The sequence below is a fragment of the Novipirellula artificiosorum genome, from assembly GCF_007860135.1.
GTDB lineage: Bacteria > Planctomycetota > Planctomycetia > Pirellulales > Pirellulaceae > Novipirellula_A > Novipirellula_A artificiosorum.
On the sequence record NZ_SJPV01000005.1, the window covers coordinates 315,907 to 338,874 of the forward strand.

The following is a 22,968-nucleotide window of genomic DNA, read 5'->3' on the forward strand; positions in this document are numbered from 1 at the left end:
GTCTTTTCGCCGAGGCAATCTGTGCAGCGCCCGCTATCAAAACGACGAATGATTCGAAAAATGCCGCAAGTGCTGCTGTTGATCGAATCATCTCGTGCCTATGGTCGCAACTGCTTGATGGGCATTGCTTCCTACATGCGAGCTCATGGACATTGGCACGTGCTGCATTTGGAGCGAGGCCTGCAAGAAGATGTTCCTGCCACCGTCGAACGCCAACGCTTTGACGGGGTGATCGCGCGCATCGAGAATGCCAAGATCGCTCAAAGCGTTGAGCGTTTTGGAGTACCAACGGTCGACCTTCGTGGTCTGTTCCACCCGCGCCGCGGCGTTTGTTTCAATACCGATCCCAACGCCTGTGCAGCGATCGCCGTCGAGCATTTTCGACAACGAGGCTTTCGCCACTTGGCCTACTGTGGTTATGAAGAGGTCGATTTTTCGGATCAACGACGCGATGCGTTTCTCAATTGCTGCGTGGAGCTCGGAATGATCCCCAACGTGCTTTCCTCACAGCGAAAGCCGAAGCAATCTGTGGGTGAGCACCACGTCGATACGCTCGGTCGGGAAGCGCAGGGCGAGTCCGACGAGAAGGAGATCGCGCAGTGGTTGGCAACACTACCAAAACCCGTTGGTGTTTTCGCTTGCAACGACATGCGAGGCCGACAAGTGTTGGGCGCCGCGTCACGGGCCAACTTTCGAGTTCCCGATCAAGTCGCGGTCCTGGGTGTCGATGATGACGAAGTGATTTGTGATCTTTCGAATCCTCCACTCAGCAGCATTGAACCCGACGCACATCGCATCGGCTTTGAAGGAGCATCCCTGCTCGCGCGTCTGATGTCGGGCGAAATCCTCCAATCGACACACTACCTTATCCCCCCATCGCGTGTCACCGTCCGCCGGTCAACCGATGTTTTGGCCGTAGACGATCGAAACCTTGCGGAAGCGATTCAGTTTATCCGAACTCATGCCTGTGAAGGGATTGGCGTCACGGATGTAATCGAAGCAACCGCGATCTCTCGAGCCACGCTCGAGCGTCGGTTTCGTGATTCGCTAGGGCGCAGTCCGCGAGAAGAAATCGAGCGGGTCCGGATGGACCGAGTCCGAATGCTCTTAGCAGAAACCAAGTATGGTCTCGAACAAGTCGCTTCCCTGACCGGCTATCGAACCGCCGCACATCTGGTGACCGCGTTTCGCCGCCACGAAGGTTGTACACCAGGTCAATACCGCAAACCCTTCCGTGATAGATAGGTCGTGCAGTTGCCGGGAGAAACGGAGTCGAGCTCTGCAGAGGTGCAACTTGACAAGGGATATCCCGGTCGACGGTGCGCCAAGGGTGCTACCGATTCCCGGCGGACGACCGTCCGTCGGGCACTCTTTTCTAAGAGATCATTGGACACCGGAGCCATACCTCCAAAAAACCTCGAGTCTGGGTTCCGCGCGCTTCCGTCGGATGAGCCAAAAAATTGACTGACTAGGGGCATAAGAGTACGATTTCCGCATTACACCCCTGCTCACCAGGGGATGACTTAGTTGTTCTGGCATTAAAAAAACAGCCCTCCCACCCATCAACCCTCGGACTAACATGGATTCTTCACTCGACGACTAAAGCCCACTACCATGTTCTCATCCAAATCATACCTAGCACTCGCCTTCTTGGGCCTTGCTGCCACCGAGCAAAGGAATCGCAATCTTTGGAACGATACAAGCTTGGAAACGTGGCGTATGGCGAGAACATAGACGCTATTGTGCAAAGGATTGACGCTGCAATCGACTTGTCGAGAGCGACGGGAGACGACTGAAAGCGAGTACCCATCGCATGCACCCGAGCATGCGAGTGGCCGGTGTTGTAATTGAGAATCTTTCGCGCGTGCCGGATGACGCGAACCGTTCCCCGAATGATTTGTGCATGCCCAAAGAATCACATCAAAATCCCTACGAAGCCACAAGCAATGTCGCGAATCCGCCGACGGAAAGACCCTCGGTACCGTCGTTGCGACATAGATGATCGCCGTTGGATTCGCATTCATCGGTCTGTTTGTTGGTGGGCTGATTGGATCGATTGCTGGTGTTGGTTTAGCCGCACGATGCCAGCAGCAGGTGGCGAACCGTCCGATGCACGCGAGTGAGCTTTTGTCGGACATTCTTCACAGTCATTTAATCGATGATGGACCGACCATCAAATCGCTTTACGCTTGCTTGTGCACACGAAGCACGACATAGGCTATTTTCAGGGGAAACCACACGGGCCGTGCTCGGTGACGCCGGTCGTAATCGAGCGAAAGCCACTAACCCCTGGAGTTTTGACATGAACCTGCGTGCCGTGATTTCTGCCGCTTGGGTGGTCGCAAACTTGCGGCGTGGTATCCGATGCATGTAAGATGCGTACCCATACCATCCACGCGAGGGCGGCGGGTCAAGTCAAGCGGTCAGGTCAAGCGGTTTGACTTGAGTCTTTCACGCGGCCTCGGTGATGGCTACCGTCCTGCAAGCCAATTTGTCCTTCACATCCACCCCTTTCCAGATCCTCCACTCAAAACGAGCCCCTTCCATGCGATCCCGTTGCCTCCTCCTCTTAACGACGCTTCTCTGCGTCACGCTCAGCGACTCACTCCAAGCCGCTGAAAAGCCGAACATTGTGTTCGTCTTTGCCGACGACCAATGCTTTGACACCCTCGCATCCCTGGGGAATACCGAAATCCAGACGCCCAATCTGGATCAACTCGCGAGACGAGGCACCACGTTCACGCACAGCTTCAACATGGGATCTTGGAGCGGTGCCGTTTGCGTGGCAAGTCGCACCATGCTGAACACCGGTCGCTATGTTTGGAATGCCAATGCGGTTTACAACAACTCGGAACAGGAACGCCGCGAAGGACGGTGGTGGAGCGAGATGATGAAATCAGCCGGCTATCGCACCTACATGACCGGAAAATGGCATTGCAAAGCCGATGCGAAAAAAGCCTTTGACGTCGCTCGAGACGTTCGACCGGGGATGCCCTCGACGGTCCCACAAGCCTACGACCGACCGGCCGCCGACGGCAGTGATCCTTGGTCCCCTTCGGATCCAAAGTTCGGAGGTTTTTGGGAAGGCGGAACGCACTGGAGCGAAATCGTTGCCAACCATGCCGATGACTTCCTAAGCGAAGCGGCTTCCCGCGACGAGCCGTTTTTCATGTACCTTGCCTTCAACGCGCCGCACGATCCACGTCAATCACCGCAAAGCTACGTTGACCGTTACCCCGCGGATTCCATTTTGATGCCGCCCAATTTCCAACCGCTGTACCCCTTTGCCAAAGAAATCGGTTGCGGGCCAACCCTTCGCGATGAGAAGCTAGCACCGTTTCCACGTACGCCACATTCGGTTCAAGTCCATCGCGGCGAGTACTACGCCTTGATCACGCACACCGATGCGATGATTGGCCGAATTCTTGAAGCGATCGAGCAAACCGGAAAAGCAGAGAATACTTGGATCTTCTTTACCGCGGATCACGGACTGGCATGCGGCCAACATGGGTTGATGGGAAAACAAAACATGTACGATCACTCGGTGCGTGTTCCCTTTATCGTCGTCGGCCCAGGCGTGAAAGCGGGGGAACAAATCCATCAACCCATCTATTTGCAAGATGTGATGCCGACGACGTTGGAATTAGCGGGAGTGGAAAAGCCAGCGCATGTCGAATTTCAATCGTTGCTACCCACGCTTGCGGGCGAGGAAAGACCTCGCCAACCCATCTATGGATGCTATCTCGACAAACAGCGCAGCATCCGCACGGACCAGTACAAACTGATCGCCTATCCCAATGCCAATGTGGTCCGATTGTACGACCTACAGCAAGACCCGGATGAGATCACGGATCTTGCGGGCAAGCCAGCGATGAAAACAACCGTCCATCGATTGTTTGCCGCATTACAAAAGCTGCAGAAATCGATGAATGACGATTTGGATCTCAGCCATCTCGCCGTCGAATAGTCGGCGGCTCAATGGGATGGTCTTGTTGCATGGGACCGAAACGCAGTAAGTATTGATCCATTCTTAGTTTCCGCTTGGCGCTGTCGCTGGTCATGTACCGGACACTGCCAAAGATGGGCCGTTCCGGTCCCCATGCTCGGTCGAACCGACCGAGCACCCAAAAGATGCCGTTGTAGGAATTGGGGTCGCGTCCATCGAGTCCGTATTTGTTGTTCAGCTCTATCATCACGGACAAGGCTTGTTCGGGACTCCGCGTCCATTGCAAGATCTTCTTACCCCATAGCATCCGCATGTAATTGTGCATCACTCCGGTGCGAACGATTTCCCGTTGCGCGGCGTTCCAAATCGGATCGGCTGTGTTGGCATGCTCGAGTTGCTCAAGATCGTATTGCTCTGGACGTGGATCCGCTGCGTGCTTCCGAAGCGTTGCCAGCGCCCAATCGGGGAGCGAATCAAATTGGTCATAGCGGTCGTTTTCGCGAAACGTCCGATTGAACCCCATCTCACGCCACGTCAACACTTGATCCAAGAACGCCTCAGCCGGCTCGGTCGTGTTCCAGAAACCGTGGTTCTTTCCATTCGCCGGCGACGCCATGTCCGGCGTCCAGTCTTCGTGGTCTAAGACGCGCTGGACCATCTCGTGCGCTGAGATATGCCCAAAGTGCAAATGCGGGCTGAGCCCCGTCGTCGCGGATTCGTTCGGGTGATTACGGTCCTCGTTATAGCGTCTTAGATCGTTCTTGAGGAAACTCGCCAAACGTCTTCCCGCATCGCGTGCACCACCCACAATCGTTTCGCTGGGTTTGACATCGTGATCCATCGGAATGGAGTCAAGTCCCCCGCTACGGAGCAACGAATCGAGGTCTGCGGCAGGCCAGCGCTTCAGAATCGAGTTTGGCAGGCCAATCGACTTGGGCAGCTTAACCCGTGCAAGCGGGTCCTTCTTCGGCATCTCCAATAGCACGTCAAGAATGTTCTTTTGCATCCAACGGCGGTAACTATGAGCGACCGTGAACGTGCGATCGGGGCTTCGCAGCGGCATCACACCGTTGCTGTCGACCAACTCCAACCGAGCGGGGATGCGACGCTTGACCGCGCGGATCAGGTCGGGCAGAAAAAAACAGGGATACTCATCCGTCACGACCGTGCAGGATCGCTTGGCAAGCGTATAAAGAAGCGGGGATGCGACTCCGGGCGTGGGCTCGACGTAGGGGTAGTAAACCACCTCCTTGCCCGCAAGAGCCTCTCGGTTGTCTCTCATCCCTTCGATCACAAACCGATGCATTCGGTCGCTTGCCCATGGATATCGCACACGCAACGGCTCAAAGATGACAAGCGGTTTCCCGAACTGCTTCGCTTGATCGACCGCATGTTGTAGGGCAAAGTTGTAATGGGTCCGCCGGTTGGCGATCATCCAATAAAGCACGTAGTCGCCGTCTGCCCTGACCGGCGCGTCATTCGCATAGGAGTGTCGACGAGCGGGGATCGTCATGGGTAGCAAGGCTTTCGTAAGGGAGAGTGAATCACAGACGCGATTCTACAGCTTCTTCGTGTCGTAATTTGGCGATATCCAAACCATCCATCGAGCGCACATGAAGATCTCGCTGAGGAAAGGCGATCTCAATGCCATGCTCACGAAAAAGATCATCGATCGCCAGATGCAGTTCATGGCGCAAACGACGAAAATTCGTCAAACCATTCGTAAACACCCGCAGCTCAAAATCGAGCGTGCTTTCCGCAAAACTCGAGAACACCACGACGGGTTCGGGGTCGTCGAGGACCAACGGGTTGGCTGCGGCGACTTCATAGAGTAGTCGAGTTGTCAAGCGAGTATTGCTGCCGTAAGCGACGCCGACGGTCGTGGTCAACCGCAAACTCGGATTGCTGAGCGTCCAGTTGACCAAGTTCCCGGTCACAAATTCTCGATTGGGAACGATCAGTTCTTTGTTGTCCCAATCCAAAATCGTTGTCGCTCGCGTCCGGATCCTCGTTACCGTACCGGTCACTTCCCCAATGGTCACCGTGTCACCGACTCGCGCGGGACGTTCAAAAAGCAAAATGATTCCCGAGACGAAGTTGGCAAAGATCTCTTGTAGCCCGAAGCCCAAACCAACACTCATAGCCGCGACCAACCATTGAACGCTTCCCCAACTCACACCCAAGTAGTGAAACGTCGCGATCGAGCCAACGACGATCATCAGATACCGCGTCAAGGCGCTCGCGGCATACCGGGCACCCGCATCGAGCGGCAAACGCTGCAGTAGCGTGATGTCGAGCAAACCCGGAATATTGCGTGTCGCGACGACCGTTAAAACAGCCGAAACGATCGCAAGAATCAAATCACCAAGGGTGACGTAGACGGGACCGGAATCGGACTGAGAGGACTGAAGAACATTCTCCCAAAGCTCGAAGCGGTTGATCACTCCCAACGCGGGAACAAACTCGCTCCATGTCAGATACAAACCGAAGGCACCGAGTACGATCGGGATGAACCGCAAAAAACTCTGTGCTTGGCGATTCAAGTCGGACAACTGAACGTGCCCTGCGCTTTCGATCATTTCTGCGGCATCCGACGGCATTTCGGCCGTCGATTCGCGAGCGTGTGCCAATGCCGCTCGTCGTTCTTTGGCTCGCGCGATCGCGACACGGCGGTAAGTGATCAATAGCCAACGAAACAACAAGGCGCGACCAAAGATCAGCAAAGCAACAATTGCCGTCGAGACCGCAAAACGCCATGACAACTGCACAGCGGCGTAGTGGTAACCTGCCAGCGAACCCATCAGCAGGACAAGCGGAACCAACGACAGCAATGGGACCAGCGACACGCCCAAACGAGCCAACCAGGACTGCGAAGTCGATCCGATCCGAACCATAATGGCGCTTTTGGGACCGACCCATGTCCACAACACCCCTGCGGCGGTGACCATGGCAATGGCGAATGCTAAACGACCGAGCGAAGCAATTGTCAGCTCGTCCGCCAACAATTCGGTATACACGACCAGCACCGAACAGGGGACAATGACCCGAGCGCTCCATACCAAACCACGGCGCAACACATGGTTGGCTGCCAAATCCCAATCGAAATGGTCTTCTGCCAGCCCGTCGCTGCGAAAGACATGACGAACGAAGTCGACGCCATAGAGACACACGCCACCGATGAAGAACGCTTGGCCAAAGTAATAGGGATTGGCACCGATGGGCGATCCTTTTGTCAACCGCCATCCGATCCAAAGAAACAGCAGTGCCGCGGGGGACGCGATCAGTGCCGTCATCATCACCGCGTTGGCAGTCGGAGCAAATTGGGTCGCATTGGGGCGTGACGCTTCGTTACCCAGACGGCTCAGTTCCCGTTTGATTCGTCCGCGAGAAACCACCAACCATCCGAGCAAAAGCCAAACCGCGATCGAAGCCACGGGCTTCTCAACAACGTCCTTGCGCAGCGTGTCCGTTGCCCGGCGAAGCGTCGTGGGATTAGCGAGTTCCAGCAACAATTCAACCGCTTCGCCGGCAAGACTTAGCGACATCGGCGTGGTGCTAGGGACCCATAACACATGCTCGGAAACAAATGCGGCTTGCTTGTCGATCAATTCGGCCAGGTTCACTTCTTCGGACTCAAGGTTCATCAGCCGGTTGAGGCGTTTCCGAGCAATCTCCGTCAACTCGCGATAAAGGTTTAATCGATCGTTAAGGATCTCGCGAAGCTGAGACTCAACGTTCTCTCGATTCTTTTCAGTGACTTGAAGCGGTGCTTTTTTTAGTGCCGCGTCGACGGCCGCATCGAGATCAAGCAGGTTTCGACGCTCTTTCTCCCACTTCAAAATATCAACCGTCAGATCGCTTACCGTTTCACGGCGATCGATCGAGTTTTGATGATACTTGCTGGTGCTTGGTAGTTCATGCTTCTGAGTGCGAAGTACCAATCCGATTTGCTCGGAAAACTGTGCCGCCTCGGCCTGTTTTCGCGTTTCGGCATACAACGCCTCCTTGGCAAGATAGTCTTCGCGTCGTTCGATAATTTTGATGCGATCTTGCTCAAGACTGTCAAGCATTTGGGTCTTTTGCTCGGCAAGCAGCGAGTTCAACTCGGCTTCCCCTTTGATCGGCTCGTCCATCACTGCAGCAGCAAGCCGAGCGAGGTCGGCCTGTTGTTCCGCAGCCGCCTTTTCGGCTTTCGCTAGCGCCGCTTGCAATCCTTCCACCTGCTTTTGCTTCAGCAATTGCTTGCGTCCGGTCGCGTCCCGCTGAATCGATAACAACCGCTGTGCATCCTCGGCAACCCGGCTTTCCGTGTCGTACAGTTTGAGTTCCTGCTGCAACTGCGAGACTCTGGCTTGTACGAGCGATTTTCGCGCATTGGCAAGCGCGTCTTCTGTCTCGGCCGCGGGAATTTCTGCTAACTGCTTTTCCGCTTCGGCAAGCGACGACCTTGCAGCGGCCGTCAGGGTTGGCAGGTCCGCGATTCGCTTGGTCCAGCGGTCGACCTCTTCGGTGAGCGTTTTGAGTTGTTGATCCAGCGTCGCCAAGTCCGCAATCGCTTGACGATGATGATTGCGAAGTTCGTCGAGCGGAAGCTTCGAGTGTTCGGTTGCTTCTTCGGCGGATTTCGCGGACAGTTTCGCCAAGTCGGCCTGCGCAGCGTTGATCTCCTCCGGCGCCATCGTCGCTTGGCGCTCGAGTTGCTCGATCCGCTGCGTCGACTGCTTCGCTTCCTCCAACCGTGTGAGTGCCTTTTTCAGCTGGTCGGTGATTTGCGTTTTGGAAGCATCGTCGAGATCGACCGATGCGGTGACCTGTTGAATCCGCGTTTCCAAGTCCGCTTTGGTGAGACGCGGGAGGACCGTCGGCACGACGAACTCCGCTACCGCTGGCGTGGACTCCGCTGCCGCTGGCGTGGACTCCGCTGCCGCTGGCGTGGACTCCGCCGCTGGCGCTGCGGAAGAGACCGGCGACACCGATTCGGGGGCCGGAGACTCCGCTCTGCCGCTCGGCTGGTTGACGGTTTCTGTTTGGCTCGGTCCGCTAAGCTGAAGTGGCGAATCGGTTTGGGCAACACCCGCTACCCCCACCCACAAAGTGAGAACAAAAAAAGCGGACCGCGACAGCTCCCGAAAGCAAAGGCGGTGACGAATCGACGGCCAGCCGATTCGAATCGAGCGAAAACAATGCAAAATGAACTCCATGACTCATCACTTGTTGGGGCTGTCCCCGAACAGGCGACTGTACGACAATCGGACTTGCACCGCTGTATACACCCAACCAGCCATGCCGTGAAGTGAGTGAGTGGATTCGCTCGACCAACCAACGATTCGGAGAAGAAACAACGTGACGCGTAGGCGACGACCGATCCCATGGGCATTGCTGCTGTTGGCGACGATTTCGTTGCTATGCCTGGCCTACATCTTTGGGCTCGCTTGGTTGCAAGCAAAACACTGGCCGATGGTCACTCCTGCCGATTTGTACATGACGCGGCTGGTCGATGTCACGATCTTCTTATGGTTGTTTTGGGTCGGATCATCGATTGGCAGTTTCTTGAACGTGGTAGCTTGGCGGATGCCCCGTGGCGAGAGCGTCAATGGCCGCTCGTACTGTCCGCGATGCAAGCATCAACTGAAAGCTCGCGATAATTTCCCCGTTTTTGGCTGGCTGGCCCTACGTGGTCGATGTCGAACGTGCCGGTTGCCAATCTCACCGCGTTACCCGATTGTGGAAGCAGCCGTCGGCATCTCGCTGACGTTGGTGGGTCTTGCTGAGATTTATCGACTGGGTCTTCCCTTCCAGTCCAGCCATGGGCATGGTGGCCCTCTCTGGACACCCTTGGTGAGCACCACCACGTTGGCGGTCCTGTTCTATCACACCCTCGCAATTTCGTTTTCCTGGGCGATGGGCTTGATTCGAATGGACCGACAACAGCTACCGCGCAAGTTGGCGATCACGTCGCTGGCGGTTCTCACGATCGGCATGCTTGCCTACCCCGCCGTGATGATCGTGCCCTGGCAAACGCGGGTGCCGGAATTCTGGCGTGGCGACGGTTTACGCGTCGATGCGCTGATGCGGATCTTGACGGCATTTGCTGCCGCGACGTTTTACGCACGAGCCCTTGGAAAAGGACTTTGCCGTGACGCTGATCTGAAACTTGACCCGCTCGGCCAATCGACCGCTCGGCTTTTTGATTTGATTGCCATTCTTTCGGTACCCGCGATCATCGTCGGCTGGCAAGCGGTCGCGGGCGTCTTGATCGTTGCCTCGGTTCTTTCCATTCTGCTTCGTCCGATCTTGACGCTACCCACCGACATGCTGGGCCGTTTTGCGGTCGCGATACCGATCGCGTTGTCGCTGCATCTCGCGTTTTGGCGACAGCTCGACGGCCTCTGGTTCTGGCCGAGTTGTGATAGCTCGCCAGGGGTCATCTTGGTTGCCGGTGCTATCGTGCTCGTGAGCCCTGTCTGGCTGCGAGAGCCAGTTGCCAACGAACGAGGCGGTGCTGTCTTCAATCCGGATGGCGAGGGCGAAGTTGACAAAAGAACGCCTTCTTCTGATCCGGAAGGGAATAGCCAAAACCACAGCTCTGAAAAAACAATTCCGAAGAACTGATTGCCATCACCTCCATGACCCCGAGGTCGCGGGCACGCTGGACGCAGTGTTCCACCAACGCTTTGCCAACGCCGACGTTGCGGTGATCGTGATGCACAGCCAACGAGACCAATTCGGCAAGTTTCGCGCTGTAGATTTCGACGGCGGCGAAGCCAAGACAGCGTTCCTTGTCCGCTTCTTGCCTGACGGCCATAAAACCGTGCCGCGTCAATTCAATCACCTCTGCTTCGGTTCGCGACAACAACGACCGTTCGGCCACGTAGGGACGTAGCAATGCATGGATCGCATCGGCATCACTGGGCAACGCTTGGCGAATGGTGAGCCCGTCTGGCAGCGGATGCGACGGCGTGAAAGAATCCTCTGTCACTATCGGGTTTCCTGTTTTGCAGTCAGCGCTAGTTCAATCGCACTGGGCCAATTCAATCGCACTGGGCCAATTCAATCGCACTGGGCCAATTCAATCGCACTGGGCCAATTCAATCGCACTGGGCCAATTCAATCGCACTGGGCTAGTTCAATCGCACGGGACTGGTCGCTTCTTTGATGGTCTTTCGCATCAAGCGGGTAGGTGCGTCGCGACCGGTAAATAATTTGTATTGATAGGCCAATCGGCGGACAAACATATCGACACCGGTGATGATGCGACATCCCTGCTTCCGCGCGTATTTGATCAGCAAGGTGCTCTCCGGATTATAAACGGCATCGAACACCACCATGAATTGGTTGAGCTGGGCGGCATCAAACGGGGATCGATCCACGTCGGGGTGCATGCCCATCGGCGTTGCGTTAACCAAAAGGTTCACCTTGGGGTCATGCCGTTCAGCCCATTCAACACAGCGGCAGCCAATCTCCGATGCGAGTAGTTGTGATTTTTCCATCGTGCGTGACGCAATGGTCACATCCGCACCGCGTTGGCGAAGTCCCCAAGCCACGGCTCGCGCAACCCCACCGGCACCGAGAATCATCACCGCGACCCCCTGCATGGGCTTTTCGATACCCTTCTTCAAATTGAACGTCTCCGAAATACAGTCCATTGCAGCTCGGTAGTCGGTGTTGTAACCGAGATTGTCCTTGCCCTGGAAGATCAGCGTGTTGACGGCCCCGATCCCGCTCGCACTCGATTCCGCTTGGGTGCAGTAGTCCACAACGTTTTCCATGTGGGGCGTGTCAACGCTGACTCCGCTGATGCCAAGCTCGCGAGCGGCCTGCATGAATTTGTGTAAATCATCTCGCGGCACACGAAATGGCAAGTAACGGGCATTCAAGCCTTGTTCGTAGAACGCGGTGTTCTGCACCAAATGGGCGTGGCTGTTCGCAACGGGGTCTGCGATCACACCAAACAACTCGGTGTCTTGGTTGATTTCCTTGTAGCGATACAGCTCCATCATCTCTTTCCAGTTCAACTGGCCAGGCGCCAATTTCTTGTCGACGGAGTAGGTCGCGTAGGTGAACGGCGATCCAACCCGTTCGCCTAGAATTCGCGTCACCATCCCGATCTCGCCCATACAAATGCCGATCGTCGGGCGACGAGCGTTTTTGACCATGTTCAGCATACGGAGGTTGTCCGAGAACGTTGTCGCCATCGTCGCAAGCTTGACAATGTCGGCGTCCTCTTCGGCCATCGCATCCGCAATCTGTTCGATTTCGTCGGGCGTGTCCGAAAATTTGTGGTAACTGATGACCCGTTTGGTGTTGCCATAGCGTGGGATTTGAGAGGCCACATCGGCTTCGATATCGACGTATTCGACACCGGCGGCGATCGCGCTGCGCAGCAGCATCATCCGTTCCTGTTCGCTCTTCATCCATCGGCCGCCGTCTTCGCGGCGTCGACAAGTGACCACGACGGGCCCGGGACGATTCTCGATCAATCGCTTCAAATTGACCGCGCGGCCGATAAAATCGAGCCTCAACTCGACGAGTTCGGCCCCCTGTTCGACAAGGTATTTATGTTCGGCGATCATCCGGGTATGACGAGCGCGGCCAAGGCTAACACAGATCATGGAAAAGAAACAATATCCGAAGAAAAATGGTTCAACAAATTCAAGTTGTGCAATTAAGAGCAGGTGCGGTGAGATTCCAAAGGCTCTGCACCCGCATCGGTGCCATCCCTTTGACGATTCACGTACAATGGCGCTGCAAACCGTGGTCCTGCGAAGGCCGGGCCACGGAGATGCCTATAATCGCCGGAAACCGTGCCGCTGACTAGCCTATCCTAGACGCTCACCGCGCAATAACTATGACCCAGCGGCGCAAGGAAGCAAGAATTCGTCCCATCACCGATTGAGGATCGACTTTGAATCGTTTTGCTTTGAACCGTGACCCCGTAAAGCCGGCTGCATTTTGCCAGCGGCCAGGGTCAAAATTTGCAATAAAATGCCTCGCTTTCAACGCGTCTTGGGGGTGCTCCCTGCTTCTAAGTGTGTTGTTGTTTGACCACACCCTCGTGCCGTCGACCGCCGTCGCTGCGGAGGAATCCGAAACGCCCTCGCCTCAAGCGGATTGGGCGTTGCCACGGTTCGATCCCCAATCGACGGGGGCAACACCCCAAAACGTCGCATCCAATTTGGCTGTCAAATGGGAGTTCCAAGCGGATGAGGCCATTGAAGCGACCCCCATTGTGGTGGGCAAGCTTGTTTTTGTCGCGGATGTGATGGGCAAGCTCTACGCAATCGACCGCAAAACGGGCCAGCAAGCGTGGAGCCACGATTTTGAGACCGGTTTTCTGGCCGCTCCCGCCGTCGCGGGGTCCCGATTGGTGATCGGAGACGTCGATGGCAACGTGTACGCCATCGATTCGGAGTCCGGAAAGGTGCTTTGGCAGCAAACGACCGAGGGTGAGATTAGTGGCTCAGCGGCATTTTTCGAGGAAAATGTGCTGGTGACCAGCCAAGATGGCAACCTGTATTGTTTCCGAGCCGCCGATGGGTCGCCGCAGTGGACCTACCAGACCGACGACCAGGTCCGCTGCAGCCCGACGATTGCTGGTAATCGAACCTTCCTCGGAGGTTGTGATGGTCAATTGCACGTGGTCGATCTGAGGTCGGGCCAATCAGCGGGCGATCCCGTCTCACTCGGAGGGCCGACCGGCAGCACACCCGCCGTGGCGGGCGAAATGGCCTTCCTACCCATCATGGACGGCGCCGTGCTGGCATTGAATTGGAAATTGGGAACCGAATTGTGGCGATACGTGGACGAAGATCGCCCCCAAGAGTACCGTGGCAGCGCCGCGATCGGTGGCGAGACCTTGGTCGTCGCCAGCCAGAATAAGCAGGTGGACGCGATCTCGGTGAAGACCGGGCAACGCAAATGGCGTTACACTTTGAAGCGACGAGCCGATGCCTCGCCCGTTCTTTCCGCAGACGATGTTTGGATCGCTTCGACCGATGGCCGGCTGATTCGGTTGTCGCTTGAAACCGGAAAGGAGCGATGGAGCTACGAGATCCGTGGTGCCTTCATCGCGCCGCCCGCGATCGCGGGTGGCGAATTGTTCATCGCCGACGATAATGGTGTGGTCCGCTGTTTCGGTCCCTAATCCCCCTCCTTTCAATCCCCAACGATTTCTATGTCATCGGCCGCAAGCGATAAAAAGACGAACGTCGGCAGCTACTTCATTTCGAATTACCCACCCTACAGCCAATGGACTCGCGACGAGTTGCCCGCTGTGCGTGAAGCACTTCAAAGTGCTCCCAAAGAGAACACGCCCCTTGGGCTTTATCTGCACATTCCGTTTTGCCGCAAACGATGCAAGTTTTGCTATTTCAAAGTGTTCACGGATGTGAATTCGGCAGAAGTGCAACGCTATGTCGATGCGTTGTGCAGCGAAATTTCGATGGTCAGCCGCCTTGCGGTGATGGGAGAACGCCCCTTTCGATTTGTCTACTTTGGAGGAGGGACCCCCAGTTTCTTGTCGCCAAAGCAATTGACCAAATTGGCCGATCGGTTGCGAGAACACATCACCTGGGACGGAGCGGAGGAAGTGACGTTCGAGTGTGAGCCTGGAACACTCAGCGAAACCAAGGTCAAGACGCTCCGTCATGAACTCGGCGTCACGCGGATCAGCTTAGGCATCGAAAACTTCTCCGATCAATTGCTCGAAGAAAACGGGCGAGCTCACTTAAGCAAACAAGTGTTTGCCGCCTGGGAATGGATCGCAGCCGCGGATTTCCCAAACGTGAACATCGACTTGATCTCGGGGATGGTTGGCGAAACGTGGGACAATTGGAAAGAGAACGTGCGCCGCACGCTCGAATTGTCGCCCGAAAGTGTCACGATCTACCAAATGGAGTTGCCATTCAACACCGTCTACAGCAAAGACATGCTGGGGAACCAAGTCGAAAGCCCCGTGGCCGATTGGGACACCAAACGGGCTTGGGTCGATTACGCGTTCAGCGAAATGATCCGTGCCGGTTACAGCGTCAGCAGCGCCTACACGGTGGTCAAGGATCCCAACAAAGTCAATTTTTCGTACCGCGATAATCTTTGGCAGGGAGCCGATCTCTTGGCAACCGGGATCGCCAGCTTCGGTCACGCTAACGGCGTGCATTATCAAAACGTCGCTGAACTCGAAGCTTATTTGTCGACCATTGAATCGGGGGAATTGCCCCTAGGACGCGGGTTCGTGCCAACGCAGCATCAACAACTGGTACGGGAGATGATCTTGCTGCTCAAACGCGGGCATCTCGCAATCGACTATTTTCAAAACAAGTTCGGCGTCAACATTCTCGATCATTGGCGCAGCCAATGGAACGGCTACGTTGATGAGGGCCTCGTCTTGATCGATGGCGATACGATTCAATTGACCCGTGATGGACTCCTTCGCGCCGACGGCATGCTACCCGCATTCTTCGAACCGGAACATCAAGGGGTTCGCTACACGTGAGTGCCAACGGCGCCAACTTGGGGGACCAGGATTGCGAAACCTTCTCGTTTGCAATGGGAGAGCACTTGGCGGTCTTTCCCCTCGATTGTCATTACGCGACCAACCACATGTGGGCGATGCAGCGGGACGCCGGCCGTTGGCGATTCGGGTTGACGGCCTATGCCGTACGACTGCTTCAGGATGTCTACTTCCTGGACTGGGTGATTGAACCTCCGGCAGCTGTCAAACCCCACATGTCGATCGGATCGATCGAGAGCAAGAAGGCCGAGAGCGGCCTGTATTCGCCGATCGCCGGCGAGCTTGCCGCGATCAATGACGACGTTTTGATGGATCCATCGCTCATCAATGCCGAGCCATACGGGCAAGGCTGGCTGATTGAAATCGAGTCCACGTCGACCGATTCTCTGCTCAACCCGACCGCTTATCAGCAGCATTTGACCGACGCTTGGCAGGTGGCACAACGAACCATTAAGGGACAGGCAAACTTGTGATGCCGATCCCACAGCGGTTTGCGTCGGCAGCGGGCCAACGGTCCGGGCAATCAAGACCTGCCCAAACAAACTCCGGTTAACTCTGCGGTTCGAACCCAGGGGTGATCCTCCGTAACGAGTTTCTTTTGGCCAGCAATTTCGGAAAGGGAAACGGCTTCGCTGCCATCCCCTCGGGCTGCGACCATCACTCCGAACGTTCCATTGTGGAGTAGCTCCGCACAGGCCGTCCCTAACCGAGTCGCCAAGATGCGGTCCGCGGCCGAAGGAGTACCACCACGCTGCAAATGGCCGAGGATTGTCAATCGCGATTCGATGCCGGTCAACTCTTCAAGCTGCTTCGTCAGCTTCAGCGTATTGCCAACGTGGTTTTCGTGGAACTCGGCAAGCTGAGCCGATGCTTCCTTGCGTTCTTTTTTCGAATCCGCATCCTTTTTTTGCAAAGCCAATTTCTCGATCGTTTTCGCTTCCTTGTCGGTCATTGCACCTTCCGCGACGGCAACAATGCTGAACCGCCGGCCTCGACGAGCTCGTTCACGAATGGCAGCTGCCACCGCTTCGACGGAATAGGGAATTTCGGGAATCAAAATCGCATCCGCACCACCAGCAATTCCCGCTCCGAGCGCTAACCAACCCGCCCGATGCCCCATGGTTTCCACCACAATGATCCGGTGATGGCTCGTTGCGGTGGAATGCAAGCGGTCAATCGCTTCGGTCGCGATCTGCAGCGCCGTGTCAAAACCGAAGGAGGTATCGGTTCCAAAAATATCATTGTCGATTGTTTTCGGTAGCGTGATGACGTTGAGCCCTGCTTCGGCCATTCGCATCGCGTTCTTTTGAGTCCCACCACCTCCGATGCAAACCAATGCATCGAGAGCATGTTTCTTGTAGGTGTCGACCGCCGCCGCGGTCATGTCCTCGGTGCGATCCCCAATCGGCATTTTGTGCGGTTTGTCGCGACTGGTGCCAAGGATGGTGCCTCCGTCGGTCAAAATCCCCGCTAATTGTTCGCCACCGACTCGCAAGATACGGTCTTGCGTCAAGCCGCGAAAACCGTCACGAAAGCCGATTACGGACATCTCGAATTCTTCGATCGCAGCCTTGCCAACGCCACGAATGGCCGCATTCAGTCCGGGGCAATCGCCGCCGCTCGTCAGTATTCCGATGGATTTCATTGTGTCGTCCTGTTTTCATGGAACCGCAAAATCGAGATTTGGCGGGATTCTACCAGATGAAACGACGCCCAGGGACGTCAAACAAATGACTGACGGATTTGTGGTCTCTTTCATGCCGCAGGCCTATCAGCCATTAGCCCTGGATCGCGGATAGCGCATCCGGGGTTGGACGTGCAAACCGGCCTCCGACCCCGAAGGAGACTGCTGAATGAGTCCGAAATCCGGCTTTGATATCACTCCGTGCAGTGCGAGCGTGACCTACGGCTAATGGCTTGAAATCCCTGCCGGGATAGAGAACGACCTGTGTCGAGCTGACAAGCTTATGCGTTGGGTTACGAATAATCCGGGTTAGCCTTCTGATTCTGGCTCGCTGTGCTGGGACCCACCACCTGGCTCAAGCGACGCCTGGACCTCGTCATAGTTCTTCAACATCCGCTCGAGCTGATGTTTCAAACGCTCCAAATCTCGCCCGTTGTCGATCGACTCGCTTAAGATCGGCCTCAGCCATTCCTGCATCAAATGGAATTGGCCTTTGACCAAATCCGCGAGAACTCGCGGCACTTTATGCTGGACAAGCACTTTTTGATCCGGCGGCGATAGCGCTTGCTGCTCGCTGATCCGTTCCAACTGTTTACTGGTCGCCGCAAGCGTCTGTGAAACCTCCGCTGCCGAGGTCGTGAGGCTTTGCCGCAGCAAATCGAGCCTCGAGTCCATTCGTTCTTCGGCCCCATCACGACCCATCGAAATCGCTCGCGAAATCACCTGGCGAATGGATTCAAGACCATCACGCATCGATGCCAGTTGCCGCATCACCTGGCCCACTTGATCTTCGCTGTCCATCCCAGACATACGAACACTTTCGACGTACGCATACTTGATCGAATCCCAGCGTTCCTTTTCTTCTGCGGACAACATGCCCAATAACTCTTTGAACTTCAGCACGTTCGCTTCGTTGTCGGTCGTCAACGTCTGCGCGTCTTGTTCGTAATTGCTGACGATCAAGGTTTGCAGTTCCTGCTCATTCATCACCCCCGCAACCCGCTCGGCGATGCGATTCATGTTTCGGTAGCTTCCCTGCAATTTGAAGGGTGGTTCGGTGCGATAGGCGTCTGCTTGCGCCGCACTTCGAATGTAAGACCGGTTGACTTTCAAGACGACGTCACGAACCCGAAGCAACTTTCGCACGACCTCATACATTTCTCGCACCTGGTCCATCGACAGATTGCTCTGCAGTTCGATTCCCTCGAGCGAATCACGCTCGGCTGCCCGGATGATGGCTCGCGAATCCTCGGGGACGACGGTCGACAGCGGCGCCAAGGTGGGGTTGCTGGTGAGACAATTCTCAAGATAGCTCATCTCAAAGGCGTCGGCTGAATCGCCAATGATTTCGCCAAGGTTGTAAACATCGGCTCGGTTCGAGAGCATGTCAGGAATCTGGAACCGGTCGCCCGACTCGGTATACGGATTGCCCGCCATCACAACGGCAACTCGTCGGCCACGCAAATCGTAGGTTCGCGTCTTCCCATTGCGGACGCCTTCGATCTTTCGTGTCGCATCGCACAACGAAATGAATTTTTGTAACAGTTCCGGATTCGTGTGCTGAATATCGTCAAGGTACAACATCACATTGTCCCCCATCTCCAACGCTAAATTCAAGCGTTCCATCTCCTCACGAGCGGCCGCATTGGGAGCTTCAGCGGGATCGAGCGAGGTGACGCCGTGGCCGATCGCAGGCCCGTTGATCTTCATGAACACCACGCCCAAACGATTGGCCACGTATTCCATCAGCGTCGTTTTTCCATAACCGGGCGGCGAAATCAACAGCAACAAGCCCATCCGATCCGTCCGTTTGTCGGCGCCCGCCACGCCCATCTGCTTGGCGAGGTTATCGCCAATCAGGGGCAAGTAGACTTCATCGAGCAATTGGTTACGGACGAAACTCGTTAAGACGCGAGGCTTGAATTCTTCGAGTCGCATTTCAGTACGAGCTTCGTCAACGAGCCGGTTCTTCGTCTCGTGGAGGTTTCGGAAGCGTGGCACCACATCGAGTCGATAATGCCGAACTCGCCCCAACAGTTCGTGATAGTTCAAAGCAAGCGTCCCACGCTCGATGCGAGGATGACTACCCGCCATCGGCTCGAGTTTCCTAGCAACACGTGCATCCGCCACCTTCATCATCTTCGTTCCCTCGGTCAGAACGAGCCACGCCAACTCATCCAAGTAAGCAACCGCAGGATCAAGCTCATCCCCCGTGGCGTGCGAACTCAAGAAGGCATCCGCCCAGTTGCGTGCCAAGATGAATGCGGCGAGCGGCGAGGACTCATTCGCTTTCATGGAGGCATCAAGGAGCTTTTCCCGATCCGACGTAGGCAGGGTTTCGGTGAAGTGGTGGTACAGCTCTGCGGCTCGCTGGCTCGCCACGGGTCGACGCGGCGATTCGACAAATTGATCAAACAAATACTCCGCCATCCGCTGCGGCGTGACACGACTGGAAAATACCGTTTGCCATTGCAGTCGATCGGCATCGGCCAGCTCCATCAGTCGTTCACGAAATTCGACGGCCGGTTTGGCTTTGGGATACGCCTGAGCCAACTTAGCGAATCCTCCGATCCAATCGGTCATCGCTTTCCGTTGTTTCGCATCGAGCAACTTCGTGAACCACAACAAGGATGCTGCACGTGTGGATGGCGAGTGCTTTAACAATCCAATCGAAGCATGGAGTTCCAGCAGCGCGGCAAGGATCTTCGATGCATCGACATCATGGACACCTTTCGCATATCCCTCGCTAAAACGCCCCGAGAGTTGAGCCTGCATCCAGCCGACATCCATTTCATCGAGGTTGGGCTTGCGACCCGAATGCGTTTGCTGTTCGAACAGGTCAACCGCCAAGTATTCACCACGATAGACGTGCTTGTTCTCGCTCACGAGCTCTTGGTCCCACAAATCCCTTGCCGAGGTAAGATGCTCATCGCGAAGTGGCTCAAAAAACTGCGTCCCGGTCAGATGCAAACAGACCTCGCCAGATCGTAGAACCGTCGTCAGATCAAGAGGCTGGGTATTCACCGCGAACCGATGGCGACCCAGTCGAATGACATCGCCACCTTCTTCGTACAGGTCCTGTCGATCCTTCAATTGCCTTGAGGCATCTTCACGAATCGTTTTGAGTCGACTCTCCAAATCGCCAACCCGAACCGCATCATCGAGGTCTTCGAGTTGACGGATAATGTCTCGAACCTTTTCGACCATCAGGTCGCCGGCAAAATAGGCGGCCATCTCGTCGCTTGACTCCATCGCTCGGACGCGAGAATCAATCCCCTTCAAGATCCGATCCGCCGCAGATGCCAGCGATTCCGCTCGGCGATTCTGTTTCTCGATCAATTGAACCTTGCGAGTCTCAAAGGCCGCGTAAACCTCTTCACGGCGCTCAGCCAATTGCACCACGAACTCGTCAAATTCCGCGAAACGGCCCTCCAACTCCTCAAGCTGCACCATCACCTTGGTCAAATACTCATCACACTTGACCGGCGTATCGCTCACATCGAGGTAACCCGAGGTGGTCTGTTGCAGCAGTTTCAATTGCGACGCAAACTCGGCTTGCCCTTCGACACTCACCAGTTCGAGGACCCGCGCCTTCAGCGAACTCCGCACGCGGTTGAGTGACGCAAACACGTTGCCAATTGCATCGATGATCTCCGTTCGCTTGGTGGCATCGTCAATGCGAAGGTTGCTCACCGTCTCGGTCAACAACTCTAACTGGGATGCACTCGTATCGATCCTCTCCGTGAGTTCCTTGGCTTCGGCGACCGTTTGAACCGTGCCGACTTCTTCACCCGCCGCGTCGACTTCGTTTGCGTAGGGATCCAATGCACCCGGCGTCAATAGAAAATCGACACAGCGGCGACTTACCCGTTCCGCTCGTTCGGCGGTTTCCTTTTCGAGGGAATCAATGAGCTCCAAGTCCACGTACCGTAAATCCTTTAACGCCAAAGCATGGCCGCGATGTTGACGCAGCTTCGCCAATGCATCCACGTAGTCACCGATGGATTCGAATCGGCCTCGCTCGATTTCTTTGATCAACGAAGCGACATCGCGTTGAACCGTCTTGGTCGCCACGTCCGTTTCGCGACGGACTCGCACGACCTTTTCAAACTCATCAACCGCGGCGGATGCTGCATCCCGGATTTTTGCAAGCGGTTCGGAGAGTCGCTCCGTTTCGACTTTGTCGATCCAAAAATAGCTATCCAAGACATCCGACGACTTTTTGACCAAATCGATGTACAGACCGTCGTAGCTGTCGTCCTTGTCGATCAACTGCAAGAGCTCGCTACACTCGGCCATGCCGCGAACGATCTCTTTGTTGCCAATCTTGAACAGAAAGGAATCCGTCTGGTTCTCGGGTACGAAATCCGTGCCCGTAAAAGGAGTCTGCCAAAGCTGAATCGGATGATGCTTCTGCGGATCCTCATGAGTCTTGAAACAAACCATTTCGCCAGCTTCAAAAAACGTCTGCCCATGACAAACCAGCGGTGTATCGACATTCTGGCGAATCAGGTTGTAACGAAGCTGAACGTAGGTCCCCGATTCGGGATTGTAGAAAAGGTAGAGGTAATCCTCGCCGTTCGGGGAAGCGATCGTTCGCTGGTATTGCATATCGGTCAATCCGTGATCAAACCGTTTGCATTCGCCCGTCTGCAAGTAATAGCCACCGGGAAAGATCAACCCTTGATCGCCTGGCAACATCACACAAGCGTGTTCAATCTCATCGAGCCGAATCGCTTGTTGGATTTTGCCGTTGTAGACTAGGTACCGTGTCGTCGTCTCTTGGTAGGGACGAACCTTCATCAAGACCAAGTTACCTAGAATTGCGTAGTGAATCTCTGCGTCATCAAGTTTTTGATCGAAATGATCGACCGGTTCTGCATAGATTCCTTCGCCGCTGTCCGTATTATTCTCGACCTTGACCGTCAAATCACCACCCACCGTTTCGATAAAGACTCGGTCTTCAATCGAAATATGAGGATGGGTTCCATAATGATGTTGATCGCGAGTCGTACGCACCCAGTTGAAGGCATGCTGTGCGGGTAGTTTGACTTCATGCTCGCTACGATTGTCCAAGTATTCGATCGTATCCGGCGTCACGCGCCACTTGAAACTTTTGATGTCCCGCCAGGTCTTGCCCACGCGAAAAACCATGTGCAACATGGGCCCGGCGCGAAAGAAGCGAGCGAAAGTCGTCCCCTTGTAGAAACGATACAGTTCATTGAAGTCCGACTCAAAGCGCGCGTCACCAATTAAATCGAGCGGCTGTTGATGGAATTGGTTTTCGGAAAAGCGGTAAACCGAAAACACATCACGCAGCTCAATCTCGGTTTTCAGACCAAATTGGACGTTGTATCCAAAGACAAACTTGTCGCCGATCGAGATCAAATCACGAGGAACACAGTTGTGATCGGTTGTCACTCGTTCGGTCGTGATCAAACGGGTTTCAATATTGCCAAAAACGGCAGCCCGTTGCTCATTCAATTTGGCAAGGCGGCCACGCAAATCGGTTGACGCATCGCGAAGTCGATTACGAAGGACCTCGTACGTCCCCGCAGCGAGTTGGGAATCCGTCATGCTGCTTGACTCCCCAGCTGGACAGCGCCACTTCGCGGGCGATGTACCGTAATTTTCCGAATCAATCTCGGACTGAGCGGCGTCGGACCGAAGTCACTCGGTTGTCGAGCGGCTCGAAGGTTCAGCAATTTACCTTGCTCAGCCCAACGGACTGGGGGCCGAGGCGAACAGGTCATTTCAAGGGCCACCGGCCCGGCAGTTTGTCTCATGATCGGTCGTTCTGGCAAATGGCCGTGCCATTGAGAGGGCGAG

At 55.5% G+C, this 22,968-nt stretch carries 12 protein-coding genes; 6 read left to right on the top strand and 6 right to left on the bottom strand.

The features are described 5' to 3' along the window. Positions 1 to 48: 48 nt before the first annotated feature. Together Poly41_RS15960 and Poly41_RS15965 are read left to right on the top strand one after the other, a co-directional pair. On the top strand, positions 49 to 1,245 hold the full coding sequence (locus Poly41_RS15960; protein ID WP_146527572.1) for an AraC family transcriptional regulator: 1,197 nt from the start codon (positions 49 to 51) through the stop codon (positions 1,243 to 1,245). 1,300 nt (positions 1,246 to 2,545) lie between these two features. After that, a complete protein-coding gene (locus Poly41_RS15965; RefSeq protein ID WP_146527574.1) occupies positions 2,546 to 3,967 on the top strand; it encodes a sulfatase-like hydrolase/transferase in 1,422 nt (473 codons plus the stop codon). Here Poly41_RS15965 and Poly41_RS15970 read toward each other — a convergent pair. Both Poly41_RS15970 and Poly41_RS15975 read right to left on the bottom strand, forming a co-directional pair. Further along, complete coding sequence (locus Poly41_RS15970; protein ID WP_231615694.1) at positions 3,945 to 5,459, bottom strand: cryptochrome/DNA photolyase family protein; 1,515 nt, start codon at positions 5,457 to 5,459, stop codon at positions 3,945 to 3,947. The two genes, Poly41_RS15965 and Poly41_RS15970, sit on opposite strands and share 23 nt — an antisense overlap. Positions 5,460 to 5,490: 31 nt before the next feature. Next, complete coding sequence (locus Poly41_RS15975; RefSeq protein ID WP_197231378.1) at positions 5,491 to 9,147, bottom strand: mechanosensitive ion channel domain-containing protein; 3,657 nt, start codon at positions 9,145 to 9,147, stop codon at positions 5,491 to 5,493. Between the two features lie 142 nt (positions 9,148 to 9,289). Here Poly41_RS15975 and Poly41_RS15980 point away from each other — a divergent pair, with 142 nt between their 5' ends. Further along, positions 9,290 to 10,558 carry an A24 family peptidase gene (locus tag Poly41_RS15980; RefSeq protein WP_197231379.1) on the top strand — a complete coding sequence of 423 codons (1,269 nt, stop codon included), beginning with the start codon at positions 9,290 to 9,292 and terminating at the stop codon, positions 10,556 to 10,558. Here Poly41_RS15980 and Poly41_RS15985 read toward each other — a convergent pair. Then, positions 10,455 to 10,925, bottom strand: a complete 471-nt coding sequence (locus Poly41_RS15985) for a GNAT family N-acetyltransferase (RefSeq protein ID WP_231615695.1) — start codon at positions 10,923 to 10,925, stop codon at positions 10,455 to 10,457. The genes Poly41_RS15980 and Poly41_RS15985 overlap by 104 nt on opposite strands. A gap of 142 nt (positions 10,926 to 11,067) precedes the next feature. Further along, positions 11,068 to 12,558: a shikimate dehydrogenase gene (aroE, locus tag Poly41_RS15990; RefSeq protein WP_146527580.1), complete on the bottom strand. Its 1,491-nt coding sequence runs from the start codon at positions 12,556 to 12,558 to the stop codon at positions 11,068 to 11,070. A 419-nt stretch (positions 12,559 to 12,977) separates the two neighbouring features. On the opposite strand from aroE, the gene Poly41_RS15995 reads away from it, so the two are divergent. Genes Poly41_RS15995 through Poly41_RS16005 form a run of 3 tightly spaced genes read left to right on the top strand, consistent with a single transcriptional unit; the run spans position 12,978 to position 15,928 of the window. Continuing rightward, a complete protein-coding gene (locus tag Poly41_RS15995) occupies positions 12,978 to 14,090 on the top strand; it encodes an outer membrane protein assembly factor BamB family protein (protein WP_390621439.1) in 1,113 nt (370 codons plus the stop codon). Between the two features lie 30 nt (positions 14,091 to 14,120). After that, positions 14,121 to 15,437 (top strand): coproporphyrinogen-III oxidase family protein, encoded by a 1,317-nt coding sequence (locus Poly41_RS16000; RefSeq protein WP_146527584.1) that lies wholly within the window; start codon positions 14,121 to 14,123, stop codon positions 15,435 to 15,437. Continuing rightward, a complete protein-coding gene (locus Poly41_RS16005) occupies positions 15,434 to 15,928 on the top strand; it encodes a glycine cleavage system protein H (RefSeq protein WP_146527586.1) in 495 nt (164 codons plus the stop codon). The genes Poly41_RS16000 and Poly41_RS16005 overlap by 4 nt, the downstream gene beginning before the upstream one ends. Positions 15,929 to 15,978: 50 nt before the next feature. Here the strand turns inward: Poly41_RS16005 and Poly41_RS16010 are convergent, their stop codons facing one another. Beyond that, positions 15,979 to 17,100, bottom strand: a complete 1,122-nt coding sequence (locus Poly41_RS16010; protein WP_146527588.1) for a 6-phosphofructokinase — start codon at positions 17,098 to 17,100, stop codon at positions 15,979 to 15,981. Positions 17,101 to 17,448: 348 nt separating this feature from the next. Beyond that, complete coding sequence (locus tag Poly41_RS16015) at positions 17,449 to 22,716, bottom strand: DNA repair ATPase (RefSeq protein WP_146527590.1); 5,268 nt, start codon at positions 22,714 to 22,716, stop codon at positions 17,449 to 17,451. Positions 22,717 to 22,968: the final 252 nt, after the last annotated feature.